The following is a 12,504-nucleotide window of genomic DNA, read 5'->3' on the forward strand; positions in this document are numbered from 1 at the left end:
CTTGGCCGCATTGAGTACCTGTCGAATCATGGGCTGAACATCGTACGAAGCCGATATCGGACCGGGTTCCACGCCTGTCTTTCTTGGGGTTAGCGGTGACGTACTCCTCGGGTGACAAACCAGCCGCGGTCGCTTGACGACAGCATTTTTCGCAATACGGATTATCGCGCGGACCTAAGCTCGTTGGATTTACACATCCGTCCCGTTTGCATAGCTTGAAGTTGTTATGTGGACTAAATGGGTCAAGCGTCAATATTCTCGTTTCCGCGTCCCAGCTGCCTATGTTCCAGTCCTCGGAAAGCAGACTGGAAAGGTAGTTCCGCCAATTATCTTCCCAGGATGCATCTTTGTATCTTGATGCCGTGCCACCAAGACTTGTCATTGCAATTCCCTTCTTGAGACGGTTGAGTTTAGAACTGCTTTTCGGAGCGCTTCGTCGTCGGCGTGCGTGTATTTCGACGTAGTCTCTATCGACCGGTGGCCAAGAAGCACTCGAACGACATCGAGATCGATTGCGTCACCTTCGAGACCTCTGAGCCAGATCGTGGCCCTGGTATGGCGAAGTTGGTGAGGGCGGATGTCGAAACCCAACAGATCGGACCAGCGTTTGAACATGTCGTAAACCGCGGCGTAAGTGAGGGCCCTTCCGATTGTGGGGCCGTGGAGTGACACGAACACGTTTGGAGACCGGTCGTCGTGCACGACCTGCATGCGCTCGTCTTGAGATGCGTGGTACGTGAGCGCGAACTCTGGGGGCAGGGGTAAGTCACGGTACGACTTGGCCAATGCGCCGTTCTGGGAATCGTTGTGCTTGATGTGCAGATGGGGTCCTCGGACGCGACAGTTGTGCGCGGCGTTGTCGGGCAGCAAGTGCATGTCTTCCTTGAACAATGAGAGTGCCTCGCCAATTCGCATTCCCGTGAAGTAGAGGAGGTGGAGGAGAAGTCGATCACGGGGACGGAGTGCAAGTGCGAGTAGCGCTCGCCGATCATCTTCGGAGGAAAGCCACTTGGGAGGGCGTGGATTCGTCCTCGATTGCACGCGAAGACGTGCGGCGGCAACGCGTCTCGTGTACCCGTGTTCGTTCCCATAGGCACCTGGACGCACTGTTCTTTCTTCGGTCAGGCGTGCAACGACCTCAGGTTGCACTCGACCCTCAGCTTCCGCCCAAATGTAGAACTCGATCACTGCGGTTAGCCAGGCGCTGACAGTCTGTGGGCGCCGAGGTCTGGATGGCCGATTGCCTCTGGCGATGGGCGTGACCGCTAGATGGTTCCTCCATCGAGCGATCGCTGAAGGCTTGGTTGTGTCCCAGGAGATCGACTCGCAGGAAAGCCAGCTCAGATAGCCAGCGACTCGTACTCCGTACGTTCTTACCGTGTTTGGAGACGCCCCGGAGTCGGCCAGGGCCCGGAGCCATTCGCACGCATCGTCATGGATGACGCCAGATTCCCGCTCAAATATGACACCTCTGCGTACCCCCGGTGAGATCGGGATCGAGCGGAAGTGGTAAGTAGTGCCGGTCATGTTTGAGGATCGTAAGGACCGTGTCTGACACTGATGGACACTCTTCAGTCCACGACTGTCGAACATGCCCGTCGCGCACAATCGCTGACACTTGTACACGGCCCCAGATAACCTCGGCGACTTCGGTCGGCTGCCACGAGCTGATCACCGACGGGCGCGCCGCACTCGTCGCCGATGCCTCGGCCATCATGACGCTGGCCCGTCCAGACGGCGTGGCGGGCCCTGACCACGGCCCGGCGCGGGGCACCGATGGCCTCACCCCGGTGCAGCAACGCGTCCACGACGCTCTTCCCGGCCGCGGGGCGGTGACCATCGAGGAGATCGTGTTCTCCGCCGGTGTCGAGATCGGCGAGGTGCGCGCTGCGCTGGCGCTGATGGAGCTGGGCGGAATGGTCGCAATGGAGGGCAGCGGCTGGCGGCTGCCCTGAGCACCAGTGCCGCCCCGGTGGCCATCGAGCTCGCTAGATTAGGCTCACCTAATCCGGCGTACAGTGGTCGGGCGAAGGAGGTTCCATGGCCAAGCAAGTGAACACGATGACGGTCCTGCGACGTGAGCAGATCAGCCCACATATGGTGCGGCTGTACCTCGGTGGCGAAGGATTCGACGACTTCGTCCCCGCGGTCGGCAAGGACGGACGAGCCGAGACGGACATGTACGTCAAGCTCATCTTCATGCCCGAGGGTGTGGATTTTCCGGAAGACTTCGATCCGCGGACGTCGAGAACGCTTCCGCCCGAGCAACAACCGACTCTGCGGACCTACACCGTGCGCAGCCTCGATTCGCAGCGCCGCGAGCTGCTCGTCGACTTCGTCGTGCACGGCGACGAAGGCCTGGCCGGTCCGTGGGCTGCGAGCGTCGAGCCGGGCGCCACCGTCCGTTTCCTCGGTCCGGGCAGTGGTTACCACCCGAACCCTGATGCGCCCTGGCACCTGCTCGCCTGCGACGAGGCGGGGTTGCCCGCGGTCGCCGCTGCACTCGAGTCGATGCCCGCCGATGCAGTCGCCAAGGTATTCATCGAGGTCGCCGGGCCCGCCGACGAGATCGAGCTCCGGGCTCCCGCGGGCGCCGAGATCACCTGGGTGCACCGCGGCGGTGGGGCCGGGGAGGTCGGCGACGATCGCGCCGGTGACAACGCGCCGCTCGTCGCGGCGGTCCGCGACGCGTCGTGGCTCGACGGCGAGCCGCATGTCTTCATCCATGGTGAGGCCCAGGCCGTCATGCACAACCTGCGCCGCTATATCCGCAAGGAACGTGGTGTCGGCGCGGCCAATGCGTCGATCTCCGGGTACTGGCGCCGTGGGCGCACCGAGGAGGGCTTCCGGAAATGGAAGGCCGAACTTCGGGAGGCCGAGGATGGTGCCGATAAGCCCCGCGACGGCCGGCGGGTCGGCGACCTCGTCCGCTGACTCCTGGTCCTGCGTCCAGGGGCCTGCGAGGTACCGATCCGGCAACGCCGACGCGTGTGCGGTTGCGCGCAGAGAAGCGCTCGGGTGTGCTCAGGGGCATGGCTGACACCGAGAGCGATCTCCACAGCGGGGACACCGCACGGGGATCGTCGTCGGTGGCCGACTTCGCCGAGTTTCTTCGGTTCGAGAAGGGGAACAGCGAACACACCATCCGCGCATACGTCGGTGATGTTCGCGGACTGGTCGGCTTTGCCGGTGCACGCGGCACGCCGGTGCAGGCGATCGATCTCGGCCTGCTGCGTTCGTGGCTCGCCGAGCACACTCGCCGGGGAGCGGCTCGCAGGAGTGTCGCCCGCCGGGTCTCGTCGGCAAAGACGTTCTGCGCGTGGGCGGTTCGTGAAGGCATCCTCGCGACCGATCCGTCGACCCGGCTGCAGGCCCCCAAAGCCCATCGCGTGTTGCCTGCGGTTCTCACCGCCGAGCAGGCGGCCGCAGCGGTCGCCACCGGTGCGCGCGGCGGCGTGGGCGGTGGAGACGGCGCTCATGGCGACGAGGCGGATCGTGCGGGCACCGACGCCGGCCCCAGCGCGGTTGCCCTGCGGGACCGGGTGATTCTCGAAGTCCTCTACGGCAGTGGTATCCGGGTGGGTGAACTGTGCGGCCTCGACCTCGACGACGTCGACGCCGGCAGGCGGGTGCTGCGGGTGATCGGCAAAGGCGACAAGCAGCGGGCCGTTCCCTACGGCGTCCCTGCTGCGCAGGCGCTCGACGCGTGGCTCGCGCACGGACGTCCACAGCTGGTGACCGGCGATTCGGGCCGGGCGTTGTTGCTCGGGGCGCGTGGTGGCCGGCTGAACCAGCGGATGGCCAGGACCGTGGTGGGTGCGGCTGTTGCCGCCGTCGGCGGGCCCGCGATGGGCCCGCACGGGCTGCGGCACAGCGCCGCCACCCATCTGCTCGAGGGCGGTGCCGACCTACGGGTGGTGCAGGAGCTCTTAGGGCACTCGTCGCTTGCGACCACCCAGCTCTACACCCATGTCAGCGTCGAACGGCTCCGTGCGGCGCATCGGCAGGCACACCCCCGCGCATAGCCTTCGCCAATGGGCGCGAGGCCGTCGCACCCCAGCATGCACGCGCACAGCGGCCGGGTCTCAGCCGGGCGCAGACGGATCGCCGACGGGTTTGAGCCGGACGCGTACGGCGCCGAGCAGCCCGAGCGGATTCAGATATTCGGCGTCGTGGCCAGTGCCACGACGGGCGCCCCAATGCAGGCATGCCGGCGCCCGGCAACCGGGATGCCCCGGCTCGAGGGTGCCGATCCGTTCGCCGCGGCGCACCCGTGCACCTCGGGAGACGCCGGCCCGCACAGGCTCATACGTGGTGATCAGGCCGTCGCCGTGCGCGACCGACACCGTAGGTTTGCCTGCGACGACGCCGGCGAAGCGCACCACGCCGTCTGCAGTGGCGACCACCGCGGCCCCCGGTTCCGCGGCGAGATCCACGCCGCGGTGCCCGGGCTGCCAGCGCTGTGGCGGGTCGTCGTAGCCACGGACGACCGTCGGCCGGGGTGGCAGCGGCACGGTGTAGCCGGCTCCTGCGGGGCCGGGGTGCGCGCCCACCAATACGGGAACGAATATCAACAACGAGGTGAGGAGAAGGAACTCGACGATGGCGAGCGCAAGTGCGCGTCGCAGAGGTCGTCGTGAACGGGCAGGACCCTCGATAGGGGACCGGATGGCGGTGATCATGTCAGATCAGACGCAGCCGGACGGCGATCGGCTCCACGGCACGCGTACTGATATCGACAGACCGGCGCGGCGCCCCGGTGCGTCGGGCGGCCGCGGGGTCAACGCACCACCGGGTTTTTGGATTACCGCAGGACACACGCGTAGACTGGCCGAGCACCTCGCCCTCGGTGAGGTGACTTCGCGCGCTCGCACACCGATCGTCACCAACGGTGACGATCGATCTTCATCCGCGTGGGCGGTCCCGGTCGATCCGGGTTCCGCGCGGACGCGGCGCCAGGGTTCGGACCGACCGGTTCCGAACGTCAACTGCGACAAAAGGAATGAGACCTCATGGCTGTTGTGACCATGAAGCAGCTGCTCGACAGCGGCGCACACTTCGGGCATCAGACCCGCCGTTGGAACCCGAAGATGAAGCGTTTCATCTTCACCGACCGTAACGGCATCTACATCATCGATTTGCAGCAGACGCTGACCTACATCGACAAGGCCTACGAATTCGTCAAGGAGACCGTTGCCCACGGTGGCACGATCCTGTTCGTCGGTACCAAGAAGCAGGCTCAGGAGTCGGTTGCCGCAGAAGCAACCCGCGTCGGCATGCCGTATGTCAATCAGCGCTGGCTCGGTGGCATGCTCACGAACTTCCAGACCGTCCACAAGCGCCTTCAGCGAATGAAGGAGCTCGAGGCCATGGAGCAGACCGGCGGGTTCGAGGGTCGCACCAAGAAGGAAATCCTGATGCTGACCCGCGAGAAGAACAAGCTCGAGCGGACACTCGGCGGTATCCGGGACATGGCGAAGGTGCCGTCGGCCATCTGGGTGGTGGACACCAACAAGGAGCACATTGCCGTCGGTGAGGCGCGCAAGCTCAACATCCCCGTCATCGCGATCCTGGACACCAACTGCGATCCCGACGTCGTCGACTACCCGATTCCGGGCAACGACGACGCGATCCGCAGCGCCGCCCTGCTCACCCGCGTGATCGCCTCCGCGGTTGCCGAGGGTGTTCAGGCCCGTGCCGGTCAGGCTTCCGGGGATACCAAGCCGGCCGCCGGTGGCGGCGAGCCCCTCGCCGAGTGGGAGCAGGAATTGCTGACGCAGGCCACTGCGCCCGCCGAGGGTTCCGCCACGGCGCCTGCCGAGGCCGACTCCGCCGCGGCGCCCGCCGAGGCCGGCTCCGCCACGGTGCCCGCCGACGGTGGCTCCGCCACCGCATCCTGACGAAACCGACACTCTCTCTAAGGAGGCTCGCCAACGATGGCGAACTACACCGCAGCCGATGTGAAGCGTCTCCGCGAACTCACCGGCTCTGGAATGCTCGATTGCAAGAAGGCACTGGAGAACAACGACGGTGACCTCGACAAGGCTGTCGAAGAATTGCGCATCAAGGGTGCCAAGGATGTCGGCAAGCGTGCTGAGCGTTCAACTGCCGAAGGCCTCGTCGCCGCCCGTGACGGCGTGATGGTCGAGATCAACTCCGAGACCGACTTCGTCGCGAAGAACGCCGAATTCCAGGCGTTGGCCGATCAGGTCGTCGATGCCGCGCTGGTCGCCAAGACCAGCGACGTCGAGGAGCTCAATGCCGCCAAGCTCGGTGACGGAACCGTCGCCGATGCCGTGGCCGCGCTGTCGGCGAAGATCGGCGAGAAGCTCGAACTGCGCCGCGTCGTCTACTACGACGGTCCGGTGGCGATCTACCTGCACAAGCGTGCATCGGATCTGCCGCCGGCCGTCGGGGTGCTGGTCTCCTACACCGGTGAGGGCGAGGCTGCGGCTGCGGCCGCACGCGGCGCGGCCATGCAGGTCGCGGCTCTCAAGGCGCGCTACGCCACTCGCGAGGAGGTGCCTGCCGACGTCGTCGACAACGAGCGACGCATTGCCGAGGAGACCGCCAAGGCCGAGGGCAAGCCGGAGAAGGCGCTGCCCAAGATCGTCGAAGGCCGCGTCAACGGCTTCTACAAGGATGTCGTGCTCATCGACCAGCCGTCGGTGCAGGACTCCAAGAAGACCGTCAAAGCGCTTCTCGACGAAGCCGGAGTGGCAGTCAAGGGCTTCACGCGCTTCGAGGTCGGCCAGGCCTGAGCGCCCGTCCCACCCGATATCTGACACCCACGACCCCGTTCCACCCGCAATCGGGTGGGACGGGGTCGTGGTGTGTGTGCCGGGCGCGTCCCGGGCGTCGGGGCAGCACCCTCGCATGGGTATCGGCGGACACGCCCTAAGATGTTGCGAGAAGGCAGGCAGGCGCCCCGATCGGTTCCCGGTGGCGCCGGCTCACCACCGTCGGCAAGAGCGAGGAAATAGATGAGCGAATCCTCTGACCCCACCAGGTCCGAACGAACCGGTTTCCATCGTGTGCTGCTCAAACTCGGTGGCGAGATGTTCGGCGGGGGAGAGGTCGGTCTCGATCCGGATGTGGTCGCCACGGTCGCCGACCAGATCGCCGAGGTCGTCGAATCCGGTGCGCAGGTCGCCGTCGTCATCGGCGGCGGAAACTTCTTCCGCGGGGCCGAGTTACAGCAGCGCGGCCTCGACCGGGCCCGGTCAGACTATATGGGCATGCTTGGCACCGTGATGAATTGTCTTGCGCTACAAGACTTCCTCGAAAAGCGTGGGATCTCCACACGAGTCCAGACCGCAATCACCATGGGGCAGGTCGCCGAGCCGTATCTGCCGTTACGCGCGCAGCGTCACCTCGAGAAGGGTCGGGTCGTCATCTTCGGTGCGGGCATGGGGATGCCGTACTTCTCCACTGACACGACCGCGGCGCAACGTGCGCTGGAGATCAAGGCGGAAGTGGTGCTGATGGCCAAGGCCGTCGACGGCGTCTACAGCGCCGACCCCCGAGTCGATCCCGACGCCACCCTGTTCCGGGAGATCACGCACCGTGAGGTGCTCGACCAGGAACTCAAGGTCGCCGACGCGACGGCTTTCAGTCTGTGCATGGACAACAAGATGCCGATGCTGGTGTTCAATCTGCTCGAGCGCGGCAACATCGCGCGTGCCATCGCGGGAGAACCCATCGGGACGTTGGTGAAGACCTGATCGGCCGTGCCCGCGCGTCCCGCCCGATCCGACGACCCGGCGAGCAGCACCCCGTCTCGCCACGACGAAACAGGAACCCAGAATGATCGATGACACGTTGCTCGATGCCGAGGAGAAGATGGAGAAGGCGGTGAGCGTCGCCCGTGAGGACATGGGCTCGATCCGGACCGGCCGGGCCAACCCCGCGATGTTCAGCAAGATCACCATCGACTATTACGGGGCGACCACACCGATCACCCAGGTCGCCGGCATCAACACCCCCGAACCACGACTGGTGGTGATCAAGCCCTATGAGGCCGCGATTCTCCGCGACATCGAAACCGCCATCCGTAACTCAGATCTCGGTGTCAATCCGACCAATGACGGCACCCTGATCCGGATCGCGGTGCCGCAGCTGACCGAGGAGCGCCGCAAGGACCTGGCCAAGCAGGCCAGGGGCAAGGGAGAGGACGCCAAGGTCTCGATCCGCAACATCCGGCGCAAGGCGGTCGAGGAACTCAAACGCATCCAGAAGGACGGCGAGGCCGGCGAGGACGAGGTCGTGCGTGCGGAGAAGGACCTCGACAAGGTGACCGCCACCTATGTGGCGCAGATCGACGACCTCGTCAAACACAAGGAGTCCGAGCTCCTCGAAGTGTGAGAAACCAGCACCACGGGCCGACGCGACGGAGACGACAGGCGGAAACGACAACGATGCCACACGAATCGTCGGCGCAGCCCTCGGGGAGCGAGGGAGGACACCCGAACCCCGATCCAGCCCAGACCGATCCCGCCCAGACCGATCCCGCCCAGACCGACTCGCCGCCACGGAAATCTCGGGCCGGACGGGACCTCCCGGCCGCCATCGGGGTGGGCGTCACACTCGGCGTCGGCATCATCGCGATCCTGCTGTTCGCGCCACGGGTGTGGTACATCGTCGTGGCGGTTGCTTTTGCGATCGCGACGTGGGAGGTCACCAAACGGCTGCGCGATCGCGAGTACGACGTGGCGTTCTGGCCGCTGCTGATCGGTGGACAGGCGATGATCTGGTGCAGTTGGCCGTGGGGCACCACCGGCATTCTCGTCGCGTTTGCCGCAACCGTGCTGGTGACGATGGTCTGGAAGCTGTTGGCGCAGGGCTTCGCCCACGCCCCGCAGAACTATCTGCGCAACCTCTCGGCATCGGTGTTCGTGCTGGCGTGGCTACCACTACCGGCGTCGTTCGGGGCGCTCATCGTCACCCAGGACAACGGCGCGGCCCGGGTGGCGACCCTGATGATCGTCGTCGTGTGCTCCGACGTCGGCGGTTATGCGGCCGGAGTGCTGTTCGGCAAACATCCCATGGCACCGGCCATCAGTCCGAAGAAGTCGTGGGAAGGACTGGTCGGCTCGCTGGTGGTGGGCACCGCGGGGGCGGTGGGTACCGTCACGTTCCTGCTCGACACCCAGTGGTGGATCGGAATGGTCCTGGGCCCTGTCCTGGTGGTCTGTGCAACGCTCGGCGACCTCGTCGAATCCCAGGTCAAACGCGATCTCGAGATCAAGGACATGGGTACGCTGCTGCCCGGGCACGGCGGCATCATGGACCGGCTCGACTCGCTGCTGCCGTCGGCGTTCATCGTGTGGGCGGTGCTGACGGCCTTGCTGTGACCTGGCAACGGCCAGTCGGGGCGGCCGGCTAGCGGTTCTTCTGCGTTCTCTTGAGTGCGCGGCTCAGCTGTAGGCTCCGCGCTCCGCCGATCAGTGCGGTGACCAGGGCACCGGCGACCGCGGCGATGAGCAAACTGACTCCGACCGGCAGGTTGACCGTCCAGAACACCAGGTTGATCTGCTGCGAGTTGAGGTTGAGCAGGATGAAGATCAGCAGCAGGATCAGGATGATCGCGCCGATCACCAGCCCGACGAAGGCGGCGCGGGTGCGGGTGTGCTTGACGTCACCGGCTGCCCGCTGCGGGTCACCGCGGCCCTCGTCCATCGGCGCGGGGTTGCGTGCCGGCGTGGACGAGCCGGCGACGGGATGCTCCGAGGGTGAATCCGGTGTGCTCATCCACCCATCATGACATGCGACAATCGAGAGATGACGTCATTGCCGCTCGTGTTCGACGCGCCCAAACGTGGGCGACCGCCGACACATTTCGCCGATCTTGATCCGGTGGCACGCGTCGCGGCGGTCGGTGAACTCGGCCTTCCGCGCTTTCGCGCCGACCAGCTCGCCCGTCAGTACTACGGCCGTCTGTCCGCCGATGTCGAGGAGATGACCGACCTGCCCGCCGGGGCTCGCGACAAGGTGGGTGCGGCATTGTTCCCGCAACTCCTCACGCCGGTGCGCCATATCGCCTGCGACGACGGCAGCACCCGCAAGACGCTGTGGCGGTTGCATGACGGCACTCTGCTCGAGAGTGTGCTGATGCGCTATCCCGATCGCAACACGCTGTGCATCTCCAGTCAGGCGGGATGCGGGATGGCATGTCCGTTCTGTGCGACCGGGCAGGGCGGTCTGGACCGCAACCTGTCCACGGGTGAGATCGTCGACCAGGTCCGGGCGGCCGCGCGAGCACTGCGCGATGGTGAGTTCGGAGACGCGGGCCGCCTTTCGAATGTCGTGTTCATGGGCATGGGGGAGCCGCTGGCCAACTACAAACGAGTCGTTTCGGCAGTTCGGCAGATCACCGCGCCCGCTCCCGGCGGATTGGGCATCTCGGCGCGCTCGGTGACGGTCTCGACGGTCGGGCTGGCGCCCGCGATCCGCCGGCTCGCCGACGAGAATCTCTCGGTCACCTTGGCTGTGTCGCTTCACACCCCTGACGACGAGTTGCGCGACACGCTGGTGCCGGTGAACAACCGGTGGTCGGTCACCGAGGTTCTCGACGCGGCCCGCTACTACGCCGACTCGACGGGGCGCCGGGTGTCCATCGAGTATGCGCTGATCCGTGATGTCAACGATCAGCCCTGGCGTGCCGACATGCTCGCGCAGAAGCTGCGCCGGGCGCTCGGTTCGTTGGTGCACGTGAATCTGATTCCGCTGAATCCGACGCCCGGATCGGAATGGGACGCAAGTCCCAAGGACGTCGAGCGCGAATTCGTGCGGCGGGTCCGCGCGCAAGGCGTGTCGTGCACGGTGCGCGACACCCGCGGTCAGGAGATCGCCGCGGCGTGCGGTCAACTCGCCGCAGAGGAGACGGGCGCAGGGGAGACGGGCGCAGAAGAGACGCGCGCAGGGGAGACGCGCGCAGAAGAGACGGGCGCAGGGGAGACCGGCGCAGAGCGCTGAACCGCGGGGTCGTCCTACGAGCGAGCCCCGGCGTGAACGAATCGCGCCGGGGCTCTCGAGGCAAAATGCCTGTCGAGGTCAGTACCTGTCGAGGTCGGTGGGTTGTGCGTTCAACTCCACTTTTTCTTCGTGAGCATGCCGCGCAGCAGGATCACGGCGACGAAGATTGCGGCCGCGATGAGCCAGATGTCTTCGACGTGGCCCTTCTGGTTGCCGTACATCATCGCGAGCAGCAGGAGGACGCAGACCCATCCGGCGATGTAGAACGTGCGGCTCGCCACACCGTGCCAGCCGAAGCGCGCCGAGGGCGCGTCGGCGGGTTCGTGCACCCATCCGGTGTCGACTTCGTCGCTGTGCTCCACGTCGGTGCTTGCCACGCTGACTCCTCGCTGCGGACGCCAGAAAGTCTCTGACGGTCGGTAGTAGTTCTTTGGAGAGCATAGCGGGCGCCTGGTGGTGCTGTCTCACTCCCCATGGTGTGTGCCGCCGGGCGGCCGCTGCACATCGGTGCGATACTGCGGCAATGCATGTGCCGACTCGGTCGCTTGCCGACTATCGAACTGAATTCTATCCGCGCGACATGGTGGGATATGGTGCGGCGCCGCCGGATCCGCGGTGGCCGTCGGGTGCGAAGATCGCCGTGCAGTTCGTCCTCAACTACGAGGAGGGCAGCGAGAACAACGTCCTGGAGAACGACCGCGGGAGCGAGACGTTCCTCTCCGAGATGATCGGTGCCCAGTCGTTCCCCAACCGGCACATGAGCATGGAGTCGCTCTACGAATACGGTTCGCGGGCCGGGGTCTGGCGGATCCTGCGGGCCTTCGAACGCAGAGGTCTGCCGTTGACCATTTTCGCGGTCGCCCAGGCCATGGCCCGCAATCCGGAGGTCGCCGCGGCTTTCGTCGAACGCGGTGACGAGATCGCCTGCCACGGGTATCGGTGGCTGAGCTATCAGATGGTCGACGAGCACGTGGAACGCGAACACATGCGAGCAGGTATCGATCTGCTCACCGAGATCACCGGTACGCGCCCACTGGGCTGGTACACGGGGCGCGATTCACCGAACACGCGGTCGCTGGTCGTCGAGCAGGGCGGCTTCGTCTATGACTCCGACAGCTACGCCGACGATCTGCCGTACTGGGTGAAGGTGCCGCGGTCGGTCGATGGTGCGGCCTCCGAGGTCGACCACCTGGTGGTGCCCTACACCCTGGACACCAACGACATGCGGTTTGCCTCTCCTGGCGGATTCCCTTCTGGTGAACAGTTTTTCGCGCATCTGCGAGACGCGTTCGACGTTCTGTACCGGGAGGGTGTCGAGGGCGCTCCGAAGATGTTGTCGGTCGGGCTGCACTGCCGGCTGACGGGCCGGCCGGCTCGCTTGGCGAGCCTGGAACGGTTTCTCGATCACATCGGCAAGCACGACGACGTGTGGGTTGCGCGGCGTATCGACATCGCCGAGCACTGGCGCAGGGTTCACCCGGCGCCGGGAGCGTAGCGAGCGGGCCGAATGGGGCCGGCGCCGGGAGCGTA

At 65.7% G+C, this 12,504-nt stretch carries 13 protein-coding genes and 1 pseudogene; 10 read left to right on the plus strand and 4 right to left on the minus strand.

The genetic code is table 11. The annotated features are described in order from the left end of the window. Positions 1 to 378: 378 nt before the first annotated feature. Positions 379 to 1,593 carry a tyrosine-type recombinase/integrase gene (locus ACLQ3C_RS02780; protein ID WP_425703215.1) on the minus strand — a complete coding sequence of 405 codons (1,215 nt, stop codon included), beginning with the start codon at positions 1,591 to 1,593 and terminating at the stop codon, positions 379 to 381. A 122-nt stretch (positions 1,594 to 1,715) separates the two neighbouring features. On the opposite strand from ACLQ3C_RS02780, the gene ACLQ3C_RS02785 reads away from it, so the two are divergent. The 3 genes from ACLQ3C_RS02785 to ACLQ3C_RS02795 all read left to right on the plus strand — a co-directional run bounded on the left by ACLQ3C_RS02785 (position 1,716) and on the right by ACLQ3C_RS02795 (position 4,025). Next, entirely contained in the window at positions 1,716 to 1,955 is a 240-nt protein-coding gene (locus ACLQ3C_RS02785) for a hypothetical protein (RefSeq protein WP_425703217.1), read from the plus strand. Positions 1,956 to 2,040: 85 nt separating this feature from the next. Then, complete coding sequence (locus tag ACLQ3C_RS02790) at positions 2,041 to 2,934, plus strand: siderophore-interacting protein (protein WP_425703219.1); 894 nt, start codon at positions 2,041 to 2,043, stop codon at positions 2,932 to 2,934. A 98-nt stretch (positions 2,935 to 3,032) separates the two neighbouring features. After that, positions 3,033 to 4,025 (plus strand): tyrosine recombinase XerC, encoded by a 993-nt coding sequence (locus tag ACLQ3C_RS02795; protein ID WP_425703221.1) that lies wholly within the window; start codon positions 3,033 to 3,035, stop codon positions 4,023 to 4,025. A gap of 60 nt (positions 4,026 to 4,085) precedes the next feature. Here the strand turns inward: ACLQ3C_RS02795 and ACLQ3C_RS02800 are convergent, their stop codons facing one another. Continuing rightward, the gene (locus ACLQ3C_RS02800; protein WP_425703223.1) at positions 4,086 to 4,682 is read right to left on the minus strand and encodes a M23 family metallopeptidase; all 597 of its coding nucleotides are present in this window, start codon (positions 4,680 to 4,682) and stop codon (positions 4,086 to 4,088) included. A 330-nt stretch (positions 4,683 to 5,012) separates the two neighbouring features. Between ACLQ3C_RS02800 and rpsB the strand changes: the two genes are divergently transcribed. The 5 genes from rpsB to ACLQ3C_RS02825 all read left to right on the plus strand — a co-directional run bounded on the left by rpsB (position 5,013) and on the right by ACLQ3C_RS02825 (position 9,353). Further along, positions 5,013 to 5,900 carry a 30S ribosomal protein S2 gene (gene rpsB / locus ACLQ3C_RS02805; protein WP_425703224.1) on the plus strand — a complete coding sequence of 296 codons (888 nt, stop codon included), beginning with the start codon at positions 5,013 to 5,015 and terminating at the stop codon, positions 5,898 to 5,900. Between the two features lie 36 nt (positions 5,901 to 5,936). Continuing rightward, positions 5,937 to 6,761 carry a translation elongation factor Ts gene (gene tsf / locus ACLQ3C_RS02810; RefSeq protein ID WP_425703226.1) on the plus strand — a complete coding sequence of 275 codons (825 nt, stop codon included), beginning with the start codon at positions 5,937 to 5,939 and terminating at the stop codon, positions 6,759 to 6,761. 222 nt (positions 6,762 to 6,983) lie between these two features. After that, on the plus strand, positions 6,984 to 7,724 hold the full coding sequence (gene pyrH / locus ACLQ3C_RS02815; RefSeq protein WP_425703228.1) for a UMP kinase: 741 nt from the start codon (positions 6,984 to 6,986) through the stop codon (positions 7,722 to 7,724). Between the two features lie 82 nt (positions 7,725 to 7,806). Next, a complete protein-coding gene (gene frr, locus ACLQ3C_RS02820; protein ID WP_425703230.1) occupies positions 7,807 to 8,364 on the plus strand; it encodes a ribosome recycling factor in 558 nt (185 codons plus the stop codon). Positions 8,365 to 8,417: 53 nt separating this feature from the next. Continuing rightward, positions 8,418 to 9,353, plus strand: a complete 936-nt coding sequence (locus ACLQ3C_RS02825; RefSeq protein ID WP_425703232.1) for a phosphatidate cytidylyltransferase — start codon at positions 8,418 to 8,420, stop codon at positions 9,351 to 9,353. A gap of 28 nt (positions 9,354 to 9,381) precedes the next feature. On the opposite strand, the gene ACLQ3C_RS02830 is transcribed toward ACLQ3C_RS02825, so the two are convergent. After that, complete coding sequence (locus ACLQ3C_RS02830; protein ID WP_425703234.1) at positions 9,382 to 9,750, minus strand: LapA family protein; 369 nt, start codon at positions 9,748 to 9,750, stop codon at positions 9,382 to 9,384. Between the two features lie 30 nt (positions 9,751 to 9,780). Here ACLQ3C_RS02830 and rlmN point away from each other — a divergent pair. After that, positions 9,781 to 10,881: pseudogene (gene rlmN, locus ACLQ3C_RS02835) on the plus strand (23S rRNA (adenine(2503)-C(2))-methyltransferase RlmN); the annotation flags it as partial. A gap of 203 nt (positions 10,882 to 11,084) precedes the next feature. Here the strand turns inward: rlmN and ACLQ3C_RS02840 are convergent. Continuing rightward, entirely contained in the window at positions 11,085 to 11,351 is a 267-nt protein-coding gene (locus tag ACLQ3C_RS02840) for a DUF2631 domain-containing protein (protein ID WP_425703236.1), read from the minus strand. A gap of 146 nt (positions 11,352 to 11,497) precedes the next feature. On the opposite strand from ACLQ3C_RS02840, the gene puuE reads away from it, so the two are divergent. Beyond that, positions 11,498 to 12,469 carry an allantoinase PuuE gene (gene puuE / locus ACLQ3C_RS02845; RefSeq protein WP_425703238.1) on the plus strand — a complete coding sequence of 324 codons (972 nt, stop codon included), beginning with the start codon at positions 11,498 to 11,500 and terminating at the stop codon, positions 12,467 to 12,469. The last annotated feature ends 35 nt before the right edge of the window (positions 12,470 to 12,504 follow it).

It is taken from the genome of Gordonia sp. DT30, assembly GCF_049844915.1.
Classification (GTDB): domain Bacteria; phylum Actinomycetota; class Actinomycetes; order Mycobacteriales; family Mycobacteriaceae; genus Gordonia.

Excerpts from the sequence above, each read along its gene's own strand:
- ACLQ3C_RS02795 (WP_425703221.1), top strand. The coding sequence starts at position 3,033 with ATGGCTGACACCGAGAGCGATCTCCACAGCGGGGACACCGCACGGGGA.
- ACLQ3C_RS02780 (WP_425703215.1), bottom strand. The coding sequence starts at position 1,593 with ATGTTCGACAGTCGTGGACTGAAGAGTGTCCATCAGTGTCAGACACGG.
- puuE (WP_425703238.1), top strand. The coding sequence starts at position 11,498 with ATGCATGTGCCGACTCGGTCGCTTGCCGACTATCGAACTGAATTCTAT.
- ACLQ3C_RS02830 (WP_425703234.1), bottom strand. The coding sequence starts at position 9,750 with ATGAGCACACCGGATTCACCCTCGGAGCATCCCGTCGCCGGCTCGTCC.
- ACLQ3C_RS02785 (WP_425703217.1), top strand. The coding sequence starts at position 1,716 with ATGACGCTGGCCCGTCCAGACGGCGTGGCGGGCCCTGACCACGGCCCG.
- ACLQ3C_RS02790 (WP_425703219.1), top strand. The coding sequence starts at position 2,041 with ATGGCCAAGCAAGTGAACACGATGACGGTCCTGCGACGTGAGCAGATC.
- pyrH (WP_425703228.1), top strand. The coding sequence starts at position 6,984 with ATGAGCGAATCCTCTGACCCCACCAGGTCCGAACGAACCGGTTTCCAT.
- frr (WP_425703230.1), top strand. The coding sequence starts at position 7,807 with ATGATCGATGACACGTTGCTCGATGCCGAGGAGAAGATGGAGAAGGCG.
- ACLQ3C_RS02800 (WP_425703223.1), bottom strand. The coding sequence starts at position 4,682 with ATGATCACCGCCATCCGGTCCCCTATCGAGGGTCCTGCCCGTTCACGA.
- rpsB (WP_425703224.1), top strand. The coding sequence starts at position 5,013 with ATGGCTGTTGTGACCATGAAGCAGCTGCTCGACAGCGGCGCACACTTC.
- ACLQ3C_RS02825 (WP_425703232.1), top strand. The coding sequence starts at position 8,418 with ATGCCACACGAATCGTCGGCGCAGCCCTCGGGGAGCGAGGGAGGACAC.
- tsf (WP_425703226.1), top strand. The coding sequence starts at position 5,937 with ATGGCGAACTACACCGCAGCCGATGTGAAGCGTCTCCGCGAACTCACC.